At 35.9% G+C, this 24,204-nt stretch carries 19 protein-coding genes; 13 read left to right on the top strand and 6 right to left on the bottom strand.

Annotated elements, in window-relative coordinates; all coding sequences use genetic code 11:
- The first annotated feature begins 225 nt into the window (after positions 1–225).
- The 11 genes from E2R68_RS08670 (at position 226) to E2R68_RS08620 (ending at position 14,742) form a co-directional block, all read left to right on the top strand.
- Complete coding sequence (locus E2R68_RS08670; protein ID WP_134277302.1) at positions 226–888, top strand: potassium channel family protein; 663 nt, start codon at positions 226–228, stop codon at positions 886–888.
- Positions 885–2,252 carry a TrkH family potassium uptake protein gene (locus tag E2R68_RS08665; RefSeq protein ID WP_134277301.1) on the top strand — a complete coding sequence of 456 codons (1,368 nt, stop codon included), beginning with the start codon at positions 885–887 and terminating at the stop codon, positions 2,250–2,252. The genes E2R68_RS08670 and E2R68_RS08665 overlap by 4 nt, the downstream gene beginning before the upstream one ends.
- A 172-nt stretch (positions 2,253–2,424) precedes the next feature.
- The gene (locus E2R68_RS08660; RefSeq protein ID WP_134277300.1) at positions 2,425–3,462 is read left to right on the top strand and encodes a rod shape-determining protein; all 1,038 of its coding nucleotides are present in this window, start codon (positions 2,425–2,427) and stop codon (positions 3,460–3,462) included.
- Positions 3,463–3,511: 49 nt separating this feature from the next.
- Entirely contained in the window at positions 3,512–4,393 is an 882-nt protein-coding gene (gene mreC / locus E2R68_RS08655; protein ID WP_134277299.1) for a rod shape-determining protein MreC, read from the top strand.
- Entirely contained in the window at positions 4,377–4,859 is a 483-nt protein-coding gene (gene mreD / locus E2R68_RS08650) for a rod shape-determining protein MreD (protein ID WP_134277298.1), read from the top strand. The genes mreC and mreD overlap by 17 nt, the downstream gene beginning before the upstream one ends.
- 4 nt (positions 4,860–4,863) lie before the next feature.
- The gene (locus tag E2R68_RS08645) at positions 4,864–5,427 is read left to right on the top strand and encodes a Maf family protein (protein WP_134277297.1); all 564 of its coding nucleotides are present in this window, start codon (positions 4,864–4,866) and stop codon (positions 5,425–5,427) included.
- Between the two features lies 1 nt (position 5,428).
- The gene (gene rng, locus E2R68_RS08640; protein WP_134277296.1) at positions 5,429–6,901 is read left to right on the top strand and encodes a ribonuclease G; all 1,473 of its coding nucleotides are present in this window, start codon (positions 5,429–5,431) and stop codon (positions 6,899–6,901) included.
- Positions 6,902–7,002: 101 nt separating this feature from the next.
- A complete protein-coding gene (locus E2R68_RS08635; RefSeq protein ID WP_134277295.1) occupies positions 7,003–10,914 on the top strand; it encodes a YhdP family protein in 3,912 nt (1,303 codons plus the stop codon).
- A gap of 10 nt (positions 10,915–10,924) precedes the next feature.
- On the top strand, positions 10,925–11,782 hold the full coding sequence (locus tag E2R68_RS08630) for a carbon-nitrogen hydrolase family protein (RefSeq protein ID WP_134277294.1): 858 nt from the start codon (positions 10,925–10,927) through the stop codon (positions 11,780–11,782).
- Positions 11,783–11,796: 14 nt separating this feature from the next.
- Complete coding sequence (gene tldD / locus E2R68_RS08625; protein ID WP_134277293.1) at positions 11,797–13,242, top strand: metalloprotease TldD; 1,446 nt, start codon at positions 11,797–11,799, stop codon at positions 13,240–13,242.
- Positions 13,243–13,683: 441 nt separating this feature from the next.
- Complete coding sequence (locus E2R68_RS08620; RefSeq protein ID WP_208380178.1) at positions 13,684–14,742, top strand: FUSC family protein; 1,059 nt, start codon at positions 13,684–13,686, stop codon at positions 14,740–14,742.
- A gap of 332 nt (positions 14,743–15,074) precedes the next feature.
- Here the strand turns inward: E2R68_RS08620 and E2R68_RS08615 are convergent, their stop codons facing one another.
- The 3 genes from E2R68_RS08615 to kduI are packed head-to-tail and all read right to left on the bottom strand — an operon-like array spanning position 15,075 to position 17,415.
- Positions 15,075–15,551, bottom strand: coding sequence for a hypothetical protein (locus tag E2R68_RS08615; RefSeq protein WP_134277292.1), 477 nt, complete (start codon positions 15,549–15,551; stop codon positions 15,075–15,077).
- Positions 15,535–16,515: a 2-keto-3-deoxygluconate transporter gene (kdgT, locus tag E2R68_RS08610; RefSeq protein WP_134277291.1), complete on the bottom strand. Its 981-nt coding sequence runs from the start codon at positions 16,513–16,515 to the stop codon at positions 15,535–15,537. Before kdgT ends, E2R68_RS08615 begins: the two co-directional genes overlap by 17 nt.
- A 60-nt stretch (positions 16,516–16,575) precedes the next feature.
- Complete coding sequence (kduI, locus tag E2R68_RS08605) at positions 16,576–17,415, bottom strand: 5-dehydro-4-deoxy-D-glucuronate isomerase (RefSeq protein WP_134277290.1); 840 nt, start codon at positions 17,413–17,415, stop codon at positions 16,576–16,578.
- A 272-nt stretch (positions 17,416–17,687) separates the two neighbouring features.
- On the opposite strand from kduI, the gene E2R68_RS14280 reads away from it, so the two are divergent.
- Positions 17,688–17,816, top strand: a complete 129-nt coding sequence (locus tag E2R68_RS14280; RefSeq protein WP_134277432.1) for a hypothetical protein — start codon at positions 17,688–17,690, stop codon at positions 17,814–17,816.
- 162 nt (positions 17,817–17,978) lie between these two features.
- Here the strand turns inward: E2R68_RS14280 and ald are convergent, their stop codons facing one another.
- Positions 17,979–19,097, bottom strand: a complete 1,119-nt coding sequence (gene ald / locus E2R68_RS08595) for an alanine dehydrogenase (RefSeq protein WP_134277289.1) — start codon at positions 19,095–19,097, stop codon at positions 17,979–17,981.
- A 204-nt stretch (positions 19,098–19,301) separates the two neighbouring features.
- Between ald and lrp the strand changes: the two genes are divergently transcribed.
- On the top strand, positions 19,302–19,763 hold the full coding sequence (gene lrp, locus E2R68_RS08590; RefSeq protein WP_134277288.1) for a leucine-responsive transcriptional regulator Lrp: 462 nt from the start codon (positions 19,302–19,304) through the stop codon (positions 19,761–19,763).
- A 256-nt stretch (positions 19,764–20,019) separates the two neighbouring features.
- Here the strand turns inward: lrp and E2R68_RS08585 are convergent, their stop codons facing one another.
- Positions 20,020–22,353, bottom strand: a complete 2,334-nt coding sequence (locus E2R68_RS08585) for a discoidin domain-containing protein (protein WP_134277287.1) — start codon at positions 22,351–22,353, stop codon at positions 20,020–20,022.
- 527 nt (positions 22,354–22,880) lie between these two features.
- Positions 22,881–24,134: a YeeE/YedE family protein gene (locus tag E2R68_RS08580; protein WP_134277286.1), complete on the bottom strand. Its 1,254-nt coding sequence runs from the start codon at positions 24,132–24,134 to the stop codon at positions 22,881–22,883.
- Between the last annotated feature and the right edge of the window lie 70 nt (positions 24,135–24,204).

Raw genomic sequence — 24,204 nt, 5'->3', positions numbered from 1 at the left:
TTTAGTGGTATTTATAGTTGATGATACCAATCACAATAAATAGTTTATCTATTTTACTAGTTAAAACCGTTCACTTCCTCGTTGTAGATTTCGTAAAGGGAACTGCCATTTACGTCAATTGACACCTTGAATCGAACTGTTTTTTTAGCGCAAAATGTAGATAACATATTTAATGTAATCGGAATTAATTGATTTAATTAAAACAATGTGAAGGTGATTTTCACTATGAAAGTAGATAAAAAGCAATTTGCTGTAATTGGTTTGGGGCGATTTGGTTTAGCGTTATGTGAAGAGTTAATGGAGCAGGGCGCACAGGTACTCGCTCTAGATATTGACGAACAGCGCGTTAAATTGGCAGCAGATAAAGCATCTCATGCCATTATTGCTGATTGTAGTTCTGAAGATACTGTCGCAGAATTAAAATTAGATGAATATGACATTGTTGTGGTTGCCATTGGCGATGATATTAATACGAGTATTTTAACCACTCTAGTATTAAAAGAGATGGGTACTAAAACGGTTTGGGTTAAAGCAAAGAATAAATTCCACGCAAAAATATTATACAAAATTGGTGCCGACCGTATTATTAGCCCTGAGCGAGATATGGGGATCCGTATTGCACGTAGTATGTTAGATCGTCGAGTCTTTGACTTTTTAGCTCTAGGTAGTGGCCTCGCTATTGCTGAAGTCGTTATTGGTGGTAAGCATTTGGGCGAGCGAATTGATGAGCATCCTTGTGCTAAAAGCAATAAACTTAAAATACTTGCTTACAAACGAGGGGCGACTATTTATGACCAACCAGATCTTTCCGTTAGCTTAGAAATTGGCGATATATTAATTGTAGCGGGTGAGGAAGAAGTCCTAAAGGAAAAAATCAGACTGCTATGAAGTTTTTAGATAATAAGAATAATAGTATTGATCTCAAAAATGCAGATGGAAAACGCCGCTGGTCTGAACCTCGAATCATCCTGTTTAGTTTTCTGGGAATATTGTTCCCTTCTGCCATTCTTTTAACCTTCCCTCTCTTTTCTGTTTCTGGTCTCAGTTTTATGGACGCTTTATTTACGGCGACCTCCGCAATTAGTGTAACTGGGCTTGGTGTTGTTGATACAGGCGCCCACTTTACTATTGAAGGCAAAATACTGTTGATGCTATTGATGGAAATTGGTGGTTTAGGGCAAATGACTCTATCCGCTATTTTATTATATATGTTTGGTTTACGCCTCAGTTTACGTCAACGGAGTGTTACACAAGAAGCATTAGGACAAAGTGGATCTTTAAATTTACATCGATTAGTTAAGCACATTATTGTTTTTTCTTTAGTTGCTCAGTTTATTGGCATGTTGTTACTTGCCTCAAGATGGGTGCCAGAGATGGGATGGGCACAAGGTTTTTTCTATGCACTTTTTCATTCTATTTCTGCTTTTAACAATGCTGGTTTTTCACTCTTTAGTAACAGTATGATTGATTTTGTTGGCGACCCTTGGGTTATCTTTACAATTGCAGGGTTGTTTATTTTTGGCGGTCTTGGTTTTACGGTTGTATCTGATATTCGTCGTAATGCCTCTAGAGGCTTTAGTGCATTAAATTTACACAGTAAAATAATGTTAACGGCAACACCGATTTTATTATTAATCGGGACCATCTTATTCTGGTTTCTAGAGCGTAATAATCCAGGTACTTTGGGGGATTTGCCATTAGGGAGTCAATGGCTAGCCGCATTTTTCCAATCAGCAACGGCGCGTACAGCAGGTTTTAATAGTGTTGATATCAGTCAATTTGGTCATCCTGCTTTTTTAGTGATGTTGATATTAATGATTATTGGTGCAGGTTCTACTTCTACTGGTGGTGGTATTAAAGTTTCTACTTTTGTGGTGGCTATGGTTGCGACATGGGCTTTTTTACGTCAACAAAGTCATGTTGTGATGTTTAAACGTAGTGTTGCTTGGACGACGGTGACTAAATGTTTAGCTATTATTGTCGTTAGTATGATTGTTTTGGTCATTTCCATGTTTTTATTAATGCTCACAGAGCAAGCTGATTTTTCTATTGTTATGTTTGAGGTCGTTTCTGCTTTTGCGACTGTAGGTGTTTCTGCGGGATTAACGGCTGAGTTATCTGAACCCGGTAAGTTTATTATGGTCGTGGTCATGGTCATTGGTCGTATTGGACCATTAACATTAGCTTATATGCTTGCGAGAGCGAAACCGACTTTATTAAGGTATCCAGAAGATAGGGTATTTGCTGGTTAAATTACAAATAATAAAGTTAGGTTATTCAAATTACAGCAAATGAATAACTAAAAATAGTCATTCATCTCATTGTATGGCGGTTTAAGTGCGCTTTTCACTTTCTTTTCTTGCTGTATTTTTTGTGTATTGATAGAGTACGCAGATTACTATTATTCGCTTTTTGGAAATGTCCATGTTTAAAATGTTTCGAGGTATGTTTTCTAACGATTTATCGATCGATTTAGGAACCGCAAATACCCTTATTTATGTTAAAGACCAAGGTATTGTATTGGATGAACCTTCAGTGGTTGCAATCCGAATGGATAAAAATGGCAAAAGAGTTGCGGCTGTAGGTACAGCGGCAAAACTTATGTTAGGTAAAACGCCGGGTAATATTCAAGCAATCAGACCAATGAAAGATGGTGTGATAGCAGATTTTTATATTACTGAAAAAATGTTACAACATTTTATTAAGCAAGTGCATAACAATAGCTTTATGCGTCCTAGTCCACGTGTTTTAGTTTGTGTTCCTTGTGGTTCTACGCAGGTAGAGCGACGTGCAATTCGTGAATCTGCAATGGGTGCGGGTGCTCGAGATGTATTTTTAATTGATGAGCCAATGGCTGCTGCAATTGGTGCTGGTATGCCAGTATCAGAAGCGAAAGGTTCAATGGTAGTTGATATTGGTGGCGGTACGACAGAAGTTGCTGTTATCTCTTTAAACGGTATCGTTTATTCAGCTTCAGTACGTATTGGTGGTGATAAATTTGATGAAGCCATCATCAATTATGTTCGTCGTAACTACGGCTGTACTATTGGTGAAATTACTGCAGAGCGTATTAAACATACTATTGCGATTGCTTACCCAATTGATGATATTAAAGAAATTGAAGTACGTGGTGTTAATGTAGCTGAAGGTGTTCCTCGTAGCTTCACATTAAACAGCAATGAAATACTAGAAGCATTACAAGAGCCGCTAAGTGGTATTGTTTCAGCAGTGATGGCTGCTTTAGAAAAAACACCACCAGAGCTAGCTGCTGATATTGCAGAACAAGGCATGGTATTAACAGGTGGTGGAGCATTATTATGCGAATTAGACCGTTTGTTATCTGAAGAGTCTGGTATTCCAGTCATTGTTGCTGATGATCCTCTTACTTGTGTTGCTCGTGGCGGCGGCATGGCATTAGAGATGATTGATACGCATGGTGGTGATGTCTTTAACGGAGATTGATATCGATAGCGCGGCTATATTGTTGCGCTAAGAGTCAAAGATAACCCCCATGAAACCAATTTTTACCCGCGGTCCCTCTTTTACATTAAGGCTATCCATTGTGGTAGCCTGTTGTGTCGCTTTATTGATTGCTGATAGTCAGTTTAAGCTTTTTGCATCTGCACGTGTTTATTTAAATTCAATTGTTTCTCCTATTCAATATGTTGCCGATGCGCCACAAAAAATGTTTAGTTCATTATCTGAAAATTTAATGACCAGACAAGCTTTGTTAGAGCGTAACCAACAACTTGAAAAAGAAAACTTACACTTAAAAGCTGATCGCCTGTTATTAGGGCAATTACAAAGTGAGAATAAACAACTACGTGAATTATTAAATTCTAAAAGACAGTTTAAATACAAACGTATGATCACGGAAGTGATGAGTTTACGTTCAGATCCTTTTACCCATCAATTATTAATTGATAAAGGTGCATCAGATGGCGTGTATTTAGGTCAGCCTGTTATTAATGAACAAGGGGTTGTTGGACAAGTTTCACAAGTTGGTAGCACCACTAGTCGAGTTATCTTAATTGTTGATGCCAGTCATGGTATTCCGGTACGAGTACAGCGTAATGATGCAGTTGCAATTGTGCACGGTAGTGGCGCGTGGGATAAGTTGAATGTTCCTTTTGTGCAGAGTAATGCCGATATTAGGGAAGGTGATTTATTAGTCACTTCAGGTTTAGGCGGACGTTTTCCTGCTGGTTATCCTGTTGCCAAAATAAGCCGTTTTGAATACCAAGAAGGTGAGCTGTATGCCACAGTGACTGCAACACCTGTAGCCGATTTAGATAGAAGCCGTTATTTATTATTATTATGGAATGATGATCCATTAGCCGGTGCAGATTTAACGTTAGATTCACCGGAAGTGTTAGATGCCCCTGTTCAATAGTTACAAAATAATATATTTCTCATTTTTTATTTGCTTAGTGGCTGCTATTTTTCCACTGCCGATCATGTTTAATGCGTTTCGTCCTGATTGGGTTATTTTAGTATTATTTTATTGGATCATCGCTTTACCGCATCGAGTTAATATAGGTCATGCATTTATTATAGGTTTGTTATTGGATCTGTTATTAGGATCCGTACTAGGAATGCATGCATTACTATTATCGTTATTAGCTTATTTTACTAGTATTAACTTCCAACGATTTCGTAACTTCACATTAGTACAAACCACTCTGTTAGTAGGCCTTTTTATTTTTATTTCTAAGGTCACCTTGTACTGGATCGCTTCAAGTATGCAAGAGATAGTCTTACATCGGCACTACTTTTGGTCGATTTTTACTTCAATGATTGTTTGGCCATGGTTCTTTTTGTTCATGCGTTATTTACGTATTCGATTTAAGGTGATTTAAACAAATGAAATTATGGCTAGCATCAAACTCTCCTAGACGAGGGGAGTTATTATCACAGATTAATATTGAATATGAACGAGTTAATGCAGGGATAGACGAAACCAAACAAGCAGATGAAGGTAGTGAACAATATGTACAACGCCTCGCATTAGAAAAAGCGCAGGCAGGTTGGCTTAATAGTGATCGACAAGGATTAGTGTTAGGTGCAGATACGATTGTTGTTTGTGCTGGTGTGGTGATGGAAAAACCTAAAAATAAACAACATGCGCAGCAAATGATGGCTTTATTATCAGACAATACGCATTACGTTTTAACAGCAATAGCGTTAGTGCATGAAAAAAAACAACAAGTAGAATTAGTCACTACGGAAGTGACATTTAAAGCATTAACAGAACAAGAAATTTCGGACTACTGGGAAACGGGAGAACCACAAGACAAAGCTGGTGGTTATGGCATTCAAGGAATTGCTGGGCAATTCGTAACTCAACTCTCAGGTAGCTATAGCGCTGTGGTAGGGCTTCCCCTCTATGAAACAGCTGAACTGATTAAAAGCTTTAAAGGATTATAAGATGTCAGTGGAACTACTAATGAATATTACACCAACAGAAACGCGTGTTGCGTTGATTGAAGGTGGAGTATTACAAGAATTACATATAGAACGACAGGCTAGCAAAGGTATTGCCGGTAATATTTATAAAGGTAAAGTAACTAGAGTTTTACCTGGTATGCAGGCTGCGTTTATCGATATTGGTTTGGATAAAGCTGCTTTTTTACATGCCTCAGATATTGTGCCACATACGGAGTGTGTTGCTGCACCGGAAAAAGCGAAATTCAAGGTAGCAGATATTGCAACTTTGGTAAGGCCAGGCCAACACATTACCGTGCAAGTTGTAAAAGATCCCTTAGGGACTAAAGGTGCGCGTCTAACGACAGATATTACTTTACCTTCTCGTTATCTTGTTTTTATGCCTGATAGCCAACATGTTGGTGTTTCACAGCGTATTGAAAGTGCTGCAGAGCGAGATCGTTTGAAAGAGATCACTCAATCTTGTGTGGATGAGTTAGGTGGTTTTATTATTCGTACCGCGGCTGAAGGTGCACCTGAAGAAGAGTTAAGAAATGATGCTGCTTTTTTACAACGAGTATGGCGTAAAGTATTAACACGTAAACAACGTACACAGTCTAAAAACAAACTCTTATATCAAGATCTTGGTTTAGCATTTCGTATTCTGCGTGATTTTGTGGGTAATGAAATCGACCGAGTAAGAATAGATTCTAAGCTTAGCTTTAAAGAATTATCTAGCTTTAGTAGTGAGTTTGTACCTGAGTTAGAAGGTAAAGTTGAATATTATGATGGTAACAGTCCAATATTTGATTTGTTTGACGTTGAAAATGAAGTACATAGAGCTTTAGAGCGTAAAGTGCCACTTAAATCAGGTGGTTACCTAATTATTGATCAGACTGAAGCAATGACGACGGTTGATATTAATACGGGTGCTTTTGTCGGGCACCGTAACCTTGAAGAAACCATTTTTAATACTAACGTAGAAGCAACGCTTGCCATTGCTAGACAATTAAGATTACGTAATCTAGGTGGCATTATAATATTAGATTTTATCGATATGAAATCAGTTGATCATCGACGTCGTGTATTTAACAGCTTAGAGCAAGCTTTAGCCAAAGATCGTGTCAAAACACATATTAATGACTTTTCTCCATTAGGTTTAATTGAAATGACGCGAAAGCGTACTCGTGAAAGCTTAGAGCATATTTTCTGTGGTGAGTGTACAACTTGTAACGGGCGTGGTTATGTTAAGACAGTTGAAACTGTGTGTTATGAAGTGCTAAGAGAAATCTTACGTGTTGACAGAGCTTATGATGTTGATCGATTTGTTGTTTATACCTCCATTGCTGTAGCAGAAGCCTTAGAAGGTGACGAATCTCATAACCTTGGTGAATTGATTGTATTTATGCAAAAGCGTGTTGAAATCCATGCTGAACCTTTATATGGACCAGAGCAATTTGATGTAGTGATGATGTAATGTAATTACAATTAATAAACGATCTAGTGTACTGGGTACATTAGATCGTTTATTAGTAAAAATGCAGGTTATAAAGAGGGAGTGTTGGTGGGTTATTTATCTTGAAAAAAAATGTTTTTAAATGGTTAAAACGTCTGTGGGCGTTAATTGCTGTTAAATTAATTATCATTGCGGTACTCGTGACTGCAGTGCGTTTTGTGATCACCGGTGCTAACGGTTACAAAGAGCAATTAATTAAGTGGGTAGCGACAGAACATAATATTAACGTTAGTATTGATAAAATATCTGCCGGTATTGATTTTTCTGGTTTGGTTGTTACTTTGACTGATGTTAATTTTGTTGATGCAAAAGTCTTACCATTTGAATTGCAGTTAGATCATTTGTTTTTACATGTCGACTTTTTAAATAGTATTAAGCAACAAAAAGTCGTATTTAATGATATTTCATTAAAGGGGGCTGATTTAGTTTTAAAGCCTTATTACAATCTTGATAATATTGAAGGTGAACAGTCTGCCGTCACACTTGATTCTCTCAAAGATATCTTTCTTTCTCGTTTAAATTCTTTTTCAATTCAAGACAGCACCATTAACTACACAGATCATCTTTATAAAAATAAAACTATTTTTATTCAAGATTTAAGTTGGTTAAACGATGGAGACCATCACCAAGGTGTTGGACATGCTTCGTTATTAGACACCTTAGACCAAAAGAATACTTTAGATTTTGTCATTGATATTAAAGGTGATGCTAAAGGTAGTAATGATCAATTGATTGGTAATCTCTATGCAAATGCACATAATTTAAATGCGATCGATTATTTAAAGCCACAAATTAACCCATTAGCGGCCTTAACCTCAGCAGTTGTCTCATTTAAATTATGGGGAACATTTGATTTTAATGGGCCGAAAGACTTACAACTAAAATGGGGACATTCGGAAATTTCTTGGTCAATGTTAGAGCGAACAAATGACTGGAAAATAAATGATGGAATATTGCAGTTTTCTTATCAAGATAAGCATTGGTTATTTGATACTTATAATTTAGATATTGAGCATAACTATACTCCGTGGACTGGTGTGCAGATAACTGGTTCTGGTGAGATTGGCAATATCGGTCAATTTGACTTAAAAAAAGTTAATTTAAACTCTGTATTACCGTTTGCACTTCTTTTTTCGCATTTACCTGAACCTGATATTAAAAAAATCACACAATTAGAAATTGACGGTGAATTAAGTAAAATTGATTTAATGGTTGATGACCCTGGTCAGTTTACTGTTAAAGTGAATGTTGATGCATTTAATAATCAACCTTTAGGCGCAATTCCTGGTATTAGTAATGCTGATATTTCAATTACTAGTAATGTTGAAAAAGGGAATGCGAGCATCAAGCTAGCCCCTCAGAAAATTTATTTTGATGGTCAATTTAGTCGTCCTATGCCAGTGCAAAAGGGGGATATTGAATTAAGTTGGCATAATGATGAAAATGGTTTCGAGCTAATCAGTGATAACAGTGTATTAGTAACAGATGACCTTGATAGCCGCACGCAATTTTCATTATTTTTCCCTGGTGAAAAAGCCTCAGATCGTAGTCCATTTTTGAGTTTATATACTTATGCCTCTTTAAATGATGCTAAAAAAGCACAATATTATTTACCTATTAAAGCAATGGGTAATGACGTTTTTGATTACCTACAACCTACATTACAGAAAGGGGTTGTTAATGGGGCCAAAATTCTTTGGTATGGTGCTTTTTCTGATTATCCATATCAAAAACATGATGGTATTTTTCAAGCTTGGGTACCATTAAAAAATGCACAATATGATTTCTATGGAGAATGGGAGGGATTAACAGATTTAGATTTAGATCTACTGTTTGAAAATGACTATCTCATCATGGAGAGTAAAAAAGCTAAGTTAGGCAAAATTACAGTAGATTCTTTATCTGGAAAAATTGATGGTTTAAATCCAAATGGCATTCTTACCATCAAAGCTGATATTAATGATAAAGCGCAGTATATTTCAAAATATCTTGGTGAATCACCGCTAAAAGATAGTGTGGGTAAAGCATTAGACATTATCCGTATTGATGATGATTTAGCTGGAAATCTTGTATTAACTATTCCTTTTAACCGAGAAAAACAGCAAACAGAAACGACGGGTACAATAAACTTATTAGATAATGACATTGATATTGAGTTAGCTAGTGACTTAATTATGCCGTTAAAAAAAGTGACAGGCAGTTTTAGCTTTGTTAATGGCGATTTAATTGCAGAAGATTTACAGGCAAATTTATTTAATCAGCCCGTTAATTTTTCATTTTCTACTAAAGAGTTAAAAGATAAATATCAGCTTAAAGCTGATCTTGCTGGAAATTGGAATATGGCACAATTAAGTCGTTACCATAGTGAATTATCAGCATTACATTTAAGTGGAAAATTAGATTGGCAAGGCCATGTCGACTTTGCACAAATATTTGCTGGTGGTTATCAATTTGGCGTTAATTTATCTTCACAACTACAAGGGGTAAAAGTTAATCTGCCTGCTCCTTATTACAAAAATACACTGCAATCATGGCCATCAAGCATTGTTGTAAAAGGTGATCAGCGAGCAACCACATGGGATGCTAAATTTAATAGCACAATCAATTCACTCGGTGAGTTGAATTATCAAAAAGAAAAGAAAAGCCTACCTTATTTTTATCTTGGATTAGGCCGCAATATCAAGGCGCCGATTGATAAAACAAAACAAATTATTCGAATTAATGAAGCTTCAATTGATTTGACGCCTTGGGCAAAAACATTAACAACGTTAATGAATAAGAAAACAGCAAACAGCCAACAGAAAACACAAGATTCTTTAATTGATATTGATGCTATTTATGTTGATATCAAACATGCTGATTTATTTGAACAACCCCTCGTTAATTTAAGTTCTCAATTTAAACATACAGGTAATCGTTGGGATATAAATTTAAAGGCTGATAATTTCCAGTCAAACATCGAATACCGCAAAGGCACACCAAATCGTTACGATATTAATATTGAAAAAATGGATTTTCAGTCCTTTGATATAGACACAGCACAAGCGGTTTTCGAGGATCCAAATAAAGAAGTATTAATTAGACATAGTGATAATTTGCGTAAAGATTACCCTGAAATATTTTTAGAGTGTAAACAATGTATCTATAAAAAAATGGATTTATCGTCGTTAAAAGCACATGTATTTCCTAGTAAATCTCGTTACACCATTGATTACTTAAAATTAGGTGAGGAAGAGTCCTTCACTAATATTTCTGGTGTTTGGGATCAGCGCCGTACGAATATCATTCTAGATAGTCGCTCTGATAGCGAAACAAGTATTGTTCGTCGTTTAGGTTATACCGGTCCTATGACTTATGAGAAAGGAGAGCTTAGTGGGGCATTAAATTGGGTTGGGGCTCCTTGGCAGTTTAATTTTGATTCTTTAAATGGTGCACTTTCCACAGAAATTGATAACGGCTTAATTACAGAAGTGAATGATAAAGGCGCACGACTATTAAGCTTCTTTAGTCTTGATGGGATCCGCCGTAGTTTGAACCTAGAGTTTGGCAATGTATTTTCAAAAGGATTAGGTTTTGACAAAATGACACTCTCTGCCAATATCACCAATGGTCTGTTTAAAAGTGATGATTATTATCTAACAGGCTCCGCAGGTAAAATTTCTGGTGAGGGTTTAATTGATCTCCCTAACTTAAATGTAAATTATCTCTTTAGTTATAGCCCTGCAGTAACATCTAGTTTGCCAGTACTAGCAGCGTTTGCGATTAACCCCTTAACAGGAGCGGCAGTATTAATGTTAACTAAATTACTTGAGCCTGTTGTTGACACCATTGTGCGTGTCGATTTCTCTGTGAAAGGTCCACTAGATAATCCAGTTGTTAAAATTATAAGTAGTCAAAAAGGGCAAGTTGAATTACAAAATAGTGAAGTGTTAGAAGAGATGGAAGAAAATCAGCCATTAGAAAATAACCAATAAGGTCAATAGGATGAACTGCAAATTAACTGCCATACAAATTATCAGTAGTGAGTGTGTTGATGCTAATTTTGAGCAGATCGAAATACAATTGGCGTCTATGCCTAAGAGTAATGAGCTTATTCATCATCTTGTATTATTACCTGAAAATGCGCTTTGTTTGGGTACTCGTCAAGATTATTTTAATAGTGCAGAAAATCTTGGAAATGGCCCTTGTCAAACACGTCTAAGCCAACTTGCTAAGCAATATAATTGCACTTTAATTTGTGGCAGTTTTCCGATTAAAAGTGATCAGACAGATAAAATTTATACCTGCAGTTTGGTTTATTCTCCGCAAGGAGAATTGCTTGAAAGTTATAATAAAATTCATTTATTTGATGCTGATGTTACTGATACACAAGGTGCTTATAGAGAATCAGATACTTTTATTGCTGGGCAGGAAGTCAAAGTCATTGATCTTGGCTTTACAAAAGTAGGACTTGCGATCTGTTATGATTTACGTTTCCCTGGATTATTTCAAGCACTGATAGAGCTTGGAGCTGAAATCATTTTACTGCCAGCCGCATTCACACACGCAACAGGAGAAGCTCATTGGCAAGCTTTATTACAAGCGCGCGCCATTGAAACACAATGTTATTTTATCGCTGCAAATCAAGGTGGAGAGCATTTTTCAGAACACCTTACATATAAAAGTCGATTTACTTATGGGCATTCAATGATTATTGATGAATGGGGTGAGATTAAAACCCAATTAACGATAGGTAATGGCTTTATCCAAACAGATTTTGATAAAAAGAAACTACAAAACACTAGAAAAAATATGCCTGTACAACAACATAATCAATTTAGCAGCATTCAAAAACTTAAATAGAATAAGGAACTTCCATGTCTTTTCAACAAGTGGTCTCAAATTTTTTAGACCCTGCAGAGATGCAACTTAGTGACTTAGAATCACAACTTAGCCAAATATCAGGGGCTCAAATTGATTATGCTGATTTTTATTTTCAAGCAAGTCGCTATGAATCTTGGTTATTAGAGGATGGTATTGTTAAGGAAGGTAGTTATAACATCGAAAAAGGGGTAGGTATTCGTGCTGTCTCAGGTGAAAAAACGGGTTTCGCTTATTCTGACCATATCTCCAAAAAAGCAATTACAGAAGCGGCAAATGCAGCCAAAAGTATTGCTAACTCAGGGCAAGAAAGAAGCATTAAATTAATCATGCCAACAGCACAACCGATATATTATGGTGCCTCTGATCCTTTAGAAAGCATGAGCCGTGATAAAAAGATTGCACTATTAAAACAAGTTGATGCATTTACGAGAGCATTAGAGCCTTCGGTAAGTGAAGTGACGGTATCATTAAATGCAGTTTATGAAGAGATTTTAGTTGCAGCTAATGATGGCACATTAGCATCAGATATTAGACCGCTGATCCGTTTTAGCTGTTCGGTACTTATTGAAAAAAATGGTAAGCGTGAGCGTGGTAGTGCAGGTGGCGGTGGCCGTTTTGACCTTGATTACTTCACTGATATGTATGAAGGTGAAATAAGAGCCTTTTCTTATGCTCGCCAAGCTATTCGTCAAGCGTTAGTAAATATTGAAGCTATTGCAGCTCCTGCTGGTGCTATGCCTGTTATTGTTGGTGCGGGTTGGCCTGGTGTCTTGTTACATGAAGCGGTTGGCCATGGTTTAGAAGGTGATTTTAACCGTAAAGGGTCTTCTGCATTTTCAGGTAAAATTGGGCAACAAGTTGCATCTAAGCATTGTACTGTGATTGATGATGGCAGTATTGCAGATCGTCGAGGTTCAGTGAATATTGATGATGAAGGTACCAAAGGGCAACGCAATGTCCTTATTGAAAATGGTATTTTAAAAGGTTATATGCAAGATAAGCTGAATGCTCGTTTAATGGGAGTTGCTTCTACTGGTAATGGTCGCCGAGAATCTTACGCCCATTTACCGATGCCGCGTATGACAAATACCTTTATGCTAAATGGTGAATACGAACATCAAGAGCTGATTGAAAGTGTTAAAAATGGCATTTATGCTCCTAATTTTGGTGGTGGACAAGTTGATATTACCTCGGGCAAATTTGTATTTTCTGCATCAGAAGCTTATCTGATTGAAGACGGTAAAATCACCGCTCCAATTAAAGGAGCAACATTAATTGGTAATGGTTTTGATGCGATGCAAAAAATCTCCATGGTTGCTAATAATATGAGCTTGGATCCTGGTGTTGGCGTTTGTGGAAAAGAAGGGCAAAGCGTACCTGTTGGCGTTGGACAACCTTCTTTGAAAATAGATCAATTAACGGTTGGTGGCACTAATTAATTTTTATTTTTGAAATGAAATAGGCTAGAGGTATTTACATCTCTAGTCTATATTTATGAATCTTCTATAGTAAGGTAAATGAATAGGGAAATTACTTTTTCTCGCCAATATAAAATACTCCTTTTACGACTTTCCTGCTAACAGCTAGCACATCAATAATAAAAACAAGATCAGCAAATGTACGTACTCAGCATAAAGTGATTAATGTCACTTTGTAATAATGTTTCACTACAAATCGATTACAACTTTTTATCTTGGACTTGGTATACTTTATTAAAAGAAGTTTGATGATATTTACTTAGAATAAACACATTTAAGATGTAACTTTACCGCGATGCTTACCCTGATTGAGTTAATAGTTGCTAGAGCTGTTATAGTGAGCAGAAATGTAGGTGAAAATATGTTTTTGGTTCTTCATTGAGATAAATATTAGGAGTTCGTTTGCGATTAAATCGTGCTATTTCTCCCCTTCAATTATGGGGTTTTAAAAATTACCGCCTAGTCCACGCGGGACGTATTTCATTAGCTTTTGTTGCGATGCTGATTATTACAAATATTTTTAATATTCCTGAAAGTACTTGGCCATTAATTACTTTAGTGGTGGTAATGGGACCAATTTCATATTGGGGAAATGTATTACCTCGTGCTATTGAACGCGTTATAGGTACTTTTGTTGGTGCCGCATCGGGCATAGTTGCTCTCTATTTAGAAACTATCTCTCCAATATTTTTTATTGTCTGGTGTGCTGTTGTCATGTTCTTATGTGGTTATTTAACCCTAGGTAAAAAACCTTATTCAAGCTTGTTAATTGGTATCACACTTGCTGTTGTGGTGGGGGCACATAGTCTCGATTTTACTAAAGCTTTGTGGCGTAGTGGTGATGTAATTTTTGGTTCTGCTTTTGCTTTATTTTGTTGCAGTATTTTTCCTCAAAAAGCCTTTATTCATTGGCGTCTAAATGTGAGTCAGTATTTGTTTGAGATTGGTAAAGTTCACCATGTTTTATTATCTCCTAACATAGTTGATCGCCCTCAATTGAAAAATAAGCAAAAAACATTATTAGCGGATATTACTCGTAATCGCACTTTAGTTTCACCTTCTGCTGCAGAAACTCATTTAAGTTCTAGTTTGTTAAATGGTATTCAAATTAGTATGGATAATTGTTTGTACACGATTGAAAAAATATCTGATATTTATTGGAGTGATCGTAGTCATCATTTAACTTTAATTCATGCACAACATTTACGTTCTTGTCACAAAGCGACTGAAGAGACCTTTAATCAACTATCTCAAATGCTAGTGAGTGGAGAAGTAGAAGGGGCTGAATGGCGTTTTGAGAATATGAATGACACCATTGAAGAACTTAAAGCATTAACTCACCAGCAGCAGTTCCATTTCGATCCTTCGCTCTATGGTTATGTGTGGCTGAATGTGCAATTAATTGATGAGTTAGTTAAGTTACGTCGCTTAATTATGTTGAGCTTAAAGTTAACCAAATAATTTTCTATTACTTTTTCACTTCCTTATTTTAAATAATGATAAATCTTACATTGTCAGCGCACGGAATGGGTTTAGGTACATCAGGAGTGACTCGCCTGATCATCCAATGGAAAAATTAGCTGAGTAGTTAAAACATATAATCCTCGTGATGCCAGAATGTGTTTTCTACATGGTACTACCGGTTTATTTGAAGCTTTAAAAATGGATAAATTAAAAGTTACTGAAAGCAAACTGCAGAAAGAGGCAAGGTATCAATCTGTATAAAAAATGCCGTTTATGAAGTAAACGGCATTTTATTATTTATTTTTCTTATTCAAGAAAAAGGTAAATCATTAACACACTCGAAGTGGTTTCATTGGTGTGTCTGCTTTATCTTTTTCGTAACTATGTATTGCTAGCTGTTCAAAAGCTAATGCAATCCAGGCACTAATTAACATATCAAAATGGCTTTCAATACCACTACAACCAACAACGATATCACCATATACAAACGAACCATAAAATAAGCAGTCGTCATCTCTAATTGAAGAGGGATGTGCTGTATGCATATTGATATTCGCTGATGAATTTCTCCATGCTTGAGCGGCTTTATTTCTTGCTAAATCATCAAACTTAACAGGCCATTGCTCTGGGTTACCTATTGTTTCTTGATATAAAATCGCATCTGCAAAATCACACTCCCACGGTTTAATCGTTGGGTCCATTACTACAATATGCAGTTCTTTACGCTTTGCTATTTCAAATAGTTTATCAATTGCTGGTTTAACTAATTCGACTGCTTCTTGTGCTAATTTAACATTGTTCTTCATAAGTTTTTCCCACTTTTTTTGATTTTGCCCATTTAGAATAATAAGCCGTTACGATTGGAACTAATATAGATGTTACAACAATACTTGTCGCTACTAATGCACTTGCCATTGGTGCAATTTCTTTAAATTCTGGTGCCATTTCTGCAATAAGAAAAGGTGTTGCAACTGCTGCTCCAGCCGTACTAGATGCTGCGATACCCGCTGTACCATCACCTTTACCAATGTATTTATCAGCGAGGATTAGTGGAATACCAGTTATTATGATAACACCTACACCAAGTAAAACACCTGCGAACCCTGTTTCAAGTAATACTCTAAGGTCAATACCATTACCTAAAGCAAAGCCAAAGAATGGGATCATAATAACAACTCCAGCAGTGAAGAATTCTTTTAAATCTTTATCAAGGTTACCAAGTATGAAACCCACTATGAAAGGTAATAATGCACCAACAAATAGATGAGGTTGGAAAGTTGCTACACCACTTGTACCTAGGATTAACATAGTTACTAATGGGCCTGATTCAACAGACATTAAGATAAAGGCACCTTCTTCTTCTTTTGTACCATATTGATTCATTATCGATGCATATAAACCACCATTGGTCATGTCCATTGCGGCAACGATAGTTAATACTGAGAAACCAGCAAAAAATCCAGTTGTGATACCACCGGCTGGTAATAACTGAGCAGCAATCATACCAACACACCAAGCCACTAATATTTTAGTAACAACTAACACACCGGATTTTTTTAATACAGTACCTGTCGCTTTAAATGAGATTGAAGCCCCGATACAAAAAAACCAAACGGCTAATATAGGTAATACACCATGCATTAGACCATTGGTGAATGTACCAAAATAAGCCCCTGTACCAGGAAAAAATGTATTCAGCATTGCACCTGCAAATAATGGTACTAACATTAATCCGCCTGGGATCTTGTCGATTCTTTTTTTGATATTCATAGTGTTTTATTCTCTTAGTTATAATTTAATTTCTTAATCCATTGTTTAGATGGATTTATGTTATTTCATTAATTCCATATCGATAAAATCCATATCATCAAAAGTTTGATTTTCTCCTACCATTCCCCATACGAAACTATAATTTTTTGTTCCGCATCCAGAATGTATAGACCAACTCGGCGACAATACCATTTGTTTATTTTTTATAATAATATGACGTGTTTCTTGTGGTTCTCCCATAAAATGAAAAACAACTTGTGAAGGTTCAATATTAAAATATAAGTAAGCCTCCATACGACGTTCATGTGTATGAGCAGGCATCGTATTCCATACACTGCCTGATTTTAAGTGTGTTACGCCCATACATAATTGACAGGTTGGTAAAACATCTGGATGTAAATATTGAGTAATTAAACGTTCATTAGCATTGTTTGGTGAGCCCATTTCAACTTGCTTAGCTTGATCACGACGAACCACTCGAGAAGGGTAAGTATGGTGAGCAGGAGCACTTAAACAATAGAATGATGGTTCTAATTCTGAACTAAGAGAAGTAAATTCAATATTCTCTTCTCCCATGCCTAGATATAAGACATCTAAATATTCTAGTGTAAATATTTGATTTTTACAGCGAATTTCTCCTTTACTACCTAGATTTAAAATTCCAAGTTCTCGTCGTTCTAAAAAAAAGTCAGTGCCAAATGCTTTTTTATCAATGAAGTCATCCAACTTTAGCGTCTTAGTTGTTGGGCAAATACCCATGCCGACAATACGATCAATATGACTATAAACAATATTAACTTGATCGTTTTCAAACAAACCTTCTGTTAAAAACTCTTCACGTAAACGGCTAGTATCATAATTTTTAGCGTCAATTGGATTACTGTTGTAATTAATAAACATTTAGATCTCCTCATAGATGTTCCTGAGTTTACAGTTCATTCATATACAATCAATTCCATTTAAATATAAACAGGTGAAAGTGTGATCTAAATTATGTTTTGGTGGGAAATTACCTCTATATGAATATATAAAATCAATTTAGTGATAAATTTTTTACTTTTAAAGCGTTAAATTAGATATCAAAGATATGTTTTTACAATATGACAAATAAACCGTTATCGAGACTAAGGGCTTTGGCGAGATTCCATGTACGGTACAAGTTATGATTATGGATTTCAGACATTCTTAATAAAGCAATAAATCAGCTTAATATTATCAACAGTCATTTAGGCAATGGTGGCTCAGTTTGTTTGAACAAAGATAGTGTTTATGTTGATACTTCAATGGGATGGCACTATTAGAAGGAGAAAACGTGATGTGGTTGATATTGATCTCTGCATCATTTTTTATCTACATAATCTGCTTGATTATAGTATTGAAGGTATTAGTCACTACAGAAGAAATTTTATAATCACAAAGCCCATCAATTCAACTTTTGATGGGCTTTGATGTTTTAGCTAAGCTTAAATCGCAAGTGCAGTTTTAGCTGTTACATAAGGTAAGTTATGTGCTTCTGCAACACTTTTGCAGGTTAACTTCCCATTAATAACGTTAAGACCTTCTAATAATCCTTGATCATTTTCTAGTGCTTTTTTGTAACCTAAGTTTGCTAGTTTGATAATATAAGGCAAGGTTGCATTATTCAGTGCAAAGGTTGATGTTTTTGCCACAGCTCCTGGCATATTAGCAACACAATAATGTACAACTTCATCAACAATATAAGTCGGATCTTGGTGTGTTGTTGCATGTGATGTTTCAAAACAGCCACCTTGGTCAATGGCAACATCAACAATAGCAGAGCCTGGTTTCATTTTAGATATGTGATCTCTAGTAACTAATTTAGGAGCGGCTGCGCCAGGTATTAATACTGCACCAATAACAAGATCAGCGGCTAATACTTCAGCTTCTAGCACATCTAATGTTGAGTAAATTACTTTAACTTTACTACCAAATTGAATATTTAAGCTACGAAGCGTATCGATATTTCTATCTAGAATGGTGACATCAGCACCTAAACCTACTGCCATTTGTGCTGCATTGTTACCAACCATACCACCGCCAATAATAACAACTTTTGCAGGAGCTACACCAGGTACACCACCAAGTAACATGCCACTGCCTTGGTTTGATTTTTCTAAGGTTTGTGCACCTGCTTGAATTGCCATGCGTCCAGCTACTTCAGACATTGGCGCTAATAATGGTAATCTACCTTGTGTATCGATCACTGTTTCATAGGCAATACAAATAGCTTTGGAGTCGATTAAGTCTAATGTCTGAGGTAAATCTGGTGCGAGGTGTAAATAAGTGAAGAGGATCTGTCCTTGACGTAGCATTGCACGTTCAACAGCTAATGGCTCTTTTACTTTAACAATCATGTCTGCTTTAGCAAAAATAGCGGCGGCGGTATCTTCAATACTTGCACCTGCAGCAATGTAATCTTGATCGCTAAAACCGATCCCTATACCAGCGTTTGTTTCAATAATAACTTCATGATTGTTTTCTATTAACTCACGAACGCTGGCTGGTACCATTCCAACACGATACTCATGATTTTTAATTTCTTTTGGGATACCGATAAGCATAATTATTTCCTTATGAAGTTGATTACTAAATTGTTACTTTGTCATTGGGGTTTTCTTGATAAATTTGTTGTAGAAATAGTATAGATATTTTAAAACAGTTTTATTGACTCTATTTTTTACTTATTTTATTTCCACTTAGTGGATCATGCGGCTTTTTTTATATAGTGTAGTAAATGGTACTTTTATAAGGCGAAGGGTTGGTTAATGTCACTAGATAGAATTGATAAAAACATCTTACGAGAGTTACAGAGAAATGGTCGTATTTCTAATGTAGAGTTGTCTAAAAAAGTAGGCTTGAGTGCAACACCTTGTTTAGAACGTGTAAAACGATTAGAAAAGCAGGGGGTTATAAAATCCTATACTGCATTATTGGATCCACAATATTTAGATGCTTCGTTGCTTGTGTATATTGAATTAACACTAAAGCGAACCAGTGCCGATGTGTTTGATCGTTTTAATGAAGCTGCAAAACAATTAGATTCAATTTTAGAATGTCATTTAGTATCGGGTGATTTTGATTATTTATTAAAAACGCGTGTTGCTGATATGTCTGCTTACCGAAAAGTGTTGAGTGAAACTTTACTTTCTTTACCAGATATAAAAAACTCAAGGACTTATGTGGTGATGGAAGAAGTTAAATATTTAACCAATATTAATATTTATTAAATATACCAATCAGAATAAATAGCTTATCTATTTTTTTGTTAAAACAGCGTGCTTCTTCGTTGTAAATTTCGTAAAGGGAGTAGCGATTAACATTAATTTACGCCTTGAACTGAACTTTTTTCAGAGTAAAACTTAGACAACATATTTAATGTAATCGCTCTTACTCTGGAATTATTCCAAAAAAGTAATAAAAAAGCCGGCCGATAATTGGATAAATTAAAGGCCGGCTGTTATTGATTTTAGATTATCTTATCTATTATTGCGCTGTGGTACCAACATCGTTAGGTGTTAATGGTGTTGGCGCAGCAATAGAAGGTGCGCTTGTTAACACAGTTAATTCTGAGCTACTTAAGATACCGCCTCCATTTGCTGTCGCAGATCCAGTTGCATAAGCTGCATTATTTGACCAAGTATTTGAGCTATCATCAGAATAGTTATTAAATAAGATCCCTTCACTACCCATAACAACATTACCCGTAATTGAAATACCAGTAGGTTTATTGTTGTATTTAACATCATCACGACCGATATAAATACCACCTTTACTATCTACAATTGTGTTGTTACTAACATCAATATTTGTGGATGTTTGATGACTATCTCCGTTTGAACTATCTGATGTATCACCCATATCAACTAATAGCGGCAGTCTCCAGCTTGTTCCTGATAAACCTTCCATGTAGTTATTGTATATACTGTGTCCTTCACCGTAGACTCGAATACCACCAGTTTGGTAGTTATCATCAGTAACTGAATCACTCGCGCCAGTACCATAGAAATAGTTATTATATGCTTTATTACTATGACCTAAACGGAATGATAATGAACCCATTGAGTTTTTGAATGTGTTGTGACGGAAAGTATTATCAGACGTTTTGATTGTTAATATTTCATTTTCACCATCACAGTTTTCAAACAAGTTATATTCAACGATGTGATTCGTTACGATATCTTGAGAAGAAGATATCCCCATTACAATTGCTTCACGGTCTGAATCACCGGCTGGTACACCATCTACAAGATAAGGGGTAATATTATTAAAGTAGTTGTGGTGAATATGGGCATTTTTAGTCATTTGTCCGCTGTCGTACTGGAACTTAATGTAACTACCAGTATTTTTTTCTCCATCTACCACACTAATATTTTTATCGTGGAATTCGTTATAACCAATTTCAATATATTGACTTGATTCTGTTACAACTAAAGAGCTTTGTCCTTCGGTAACATCCTTATGATCAAAATAGTTACGTAAAATAGCAATGTTAGTTGAGTTTACAATTTTAACTAACGTACTAACATCATTTGATGGTCCAAAAAGGAAACCCTGTAAAACGATGTTGTTTGAATTGCTAATCGTTGCATTTTCTAATTTTAATCCGCCAACAGTTTCTGCACGAATTAAAATTTTCTTATCAAAACTCATATTTTTAATAGAAATTTCACCACTGTCTGTAATGATGATTTGATCACCACCCACTGCAGTTGCTAATACGCTGTTTAAGTTGTCAGCAGTTGTGTAGTGAATGTCTCCAGCGAAGTCCGCATCAGTAGTCGGTGTATAATCACCTGTATCAGTACCGCCGCCTGTATCAGTACCGCTGCCTGTATCAGTACCGCTGCCTGTATCAGTACCGCCGCCTGTATCAGTACCGCCACCTGTATCAGTACCATCATCAGGGTCAACACTCTCACCAGCTGCATTGACTGTAAACTCAGTCACACTGTTCCAGCTATTTGTAGAGTTACCATAACCTGTATAACGAACATAGCGTGCAGTTGTTTCTGCAAATGTAAATGTTTCTAAATCATTACTGTTGCCAGAACTTGTTGTTTGTTCAACAACCGTTGTCCAAGAACTGTCATCGTTACTCACTTCAATACTAAAACTACTTTGGCGTGAATCACCTTTAAAGAATGCAATTTTCACGTTATCCAAGGTTTGCTCACTGCCTAAATCTAAACGAGCCCATTGGCCTGAACCACTAGCAGACCAACGAGTATCTAAATCACCATCTAATAAGTTATCAGCAACATTCCCATCATCAGTACTTGCCACAACTGATGCTTCAATAGGTTGATTATTATCCGGATCTTCAGGATCAACTGTTGGCTTTTCTGGTTCTACATCAGCATCATCAAAAGTAACTTCAGTAATACTATTCCAAGCATTACTGCTATTACCAAAACCTACAATACGTATAAATTGTGCCGTTACCGTGTCATTAAGCTCAAATTTTTCAAGCTCATTTGTTGCTCCGCTACCTGTTGCATCTAATTCAAGTGTCCAAGTGTTACCGTCTTGAGAACTCTCTACTTGAAAATAAGTACTACGTGAATCACCTTTATAAAAAGCGATATTAACAGCACTCAGTGAAACAGCTGAACCAAAGTCATATTGTAACCATTGGCTGCCATCATTTCCTTCTGCTGACCAACGGCTATTTAAGTCATTATCGACTGTATTATTTGCCACATTACCGTCATCTGCACTGGCAATAACAGAATTTGCTGTTGCTGCATGAGCACTGGTTAAACCTGCTAATAATAATGCAGAAGCTATTGCGGTATATTTTCCATATTTGTTTTTCATAAATCCCTCTATTTTATTTTCTCAACTTCCATTGTGAGTTTTGGTGAATAAATAGTCACAATTTTGAAGTGGTTATAAATTGCCTGTTTATTGTTCAGGCGAATTGAGTGTAGTTATTGTTTTCTTTTTGAACAATGACTTAGCTTGTAAATGTGAGCGGGGTGGTGTTTATTTTTTATACTTTGTAGTGATTTACCTATTGTTAGGTAATACATTTTTTTGAATAAATATTCACTTGTTCATTAATGGGTATATTTGAGTAATGAAGGATATTCTTACTTTATTTTTCTTTTAAAGGTGTTTTTTAGTAAATAAAATGGCATCTTTTAATATGTTTTTTAATATTATAAAAGCATGTTTTATGGTTTCTATTACTTATTTGATCAAACAAAAGGGGATTAAATATTTAGCGCTATAAATGAATTTATTAGTTGAATGATAATGATTGAACAGTCCGAATTATTTCGTGTGAAAAAGAATGCTTCTTAATATGAAGCATCCTGTTATAGCGCTTATTAAGTACTTAATTATTTCAGTACAGCTTGTTGAAGTTTGTTACCTAAAACACCACCCAAAAGTAAAACCACTAAATAGATCCAACCTGATAATGATAAGTTTGCAATTGGTGTAAATAGTGCTCCTACATTACAACCATTAGCAAAACGAGTACCCAAACCCATTAATAAACCACCTAAAGCAAATAGAGCCAATTGTTTGGCGGAATGATTGATTTTAAATGTGAATGAAAACTTACCTAAAAATAATACGGCAATTAAGGTGCCAAGCATAATGGCAAAGTTTTGTACTGAAACGCCATGATTAAAAAATGGAGTTGTATACATGCCTGCAGGTCGATGTGTAAATTCAGCAAGATCATTTGCATTCATACCAAATAGCATTAACACTTTACCAAACCAAATACCAAATGGTGTTGATGCTCCCCAACCTGATCCAGTTGATGCCATCATAATACCGAAGATCAGTGCAATCACTAACGCGGCTGTTTTCATTTCCCACAAGTTACCAATCCATTTTTTGTAGGTTTCTGTGCTAAATAGCTTAAACTCAGTAACTGGTTCATTTTGATGCATTTTTTGACGAGCAATTTCTCCTGCAACACCTAAGTATGAGCCTTTTTTCTGACGATAATTTTGATACTGTTTTGCGCAATAAACCACGATTAATGCAAAAGTGATGGTGACCAAAATAGAAATGAAGTAACCGTTTAAAGGCCCCCAAGTAAATAAATCTGGTAAATAAACTCCTTGTCCTTCAAAGCTGCTTGAAGAAAATGCAGTTTCAGTTATCCAGCTCTGTGTCGCTTGTAATGGGAAACCAAAAAATACACCGGCACCAAAAAAGAATAATGTCGTTAATGCGCGAGGCACATCACTTATTAGTTCAACCATAACACCTGTTGCACAACAACTTGAAAGACTCATGCCCGCACCGAACATGATACCGCCTATCAGTAAACCTAAGTTAATAGGGTTGACCCATAAATTATAATTGCCAACATCTGAATTCAGTAACAAACCTGCATTAATAATGGCTGTAACAACAAACATAAACATCAGTGTTTGTAATAATTGCGTTGAACCACGGCGATAAGCTCGGTTCACACTTCCCGCAAAACCGATAGAGCCTTTTGTCAAAGCAAAACCAAGACTTAAACCCAATAAAAGACGTAAGAAAAGTGATGAGTCATCAAGGAAAATTGCACCTAAAAGTAAGGTGGTGATGGTAATGATAATACCGTAGGAAGCTTGTTTTTTATCCATATTGAAGTCCAAAAGAAATTTAAAATGCAGATACATACGTTCGAAGATGGTTAACGGTGTATGAATGAAG

Origin of the sequence: Psychromonas algarum, assembly GCF_004376845.1 — a bacterium.
Classification (GTDB): Bacteria; Pseudomonadota; Gammaproteobacteria; order Enterobacterales; family Psychromonadaceae; genus Psychromonas.
This window is presented reverse-complemented; position numbering and strand designations above follow the sequence as displayed.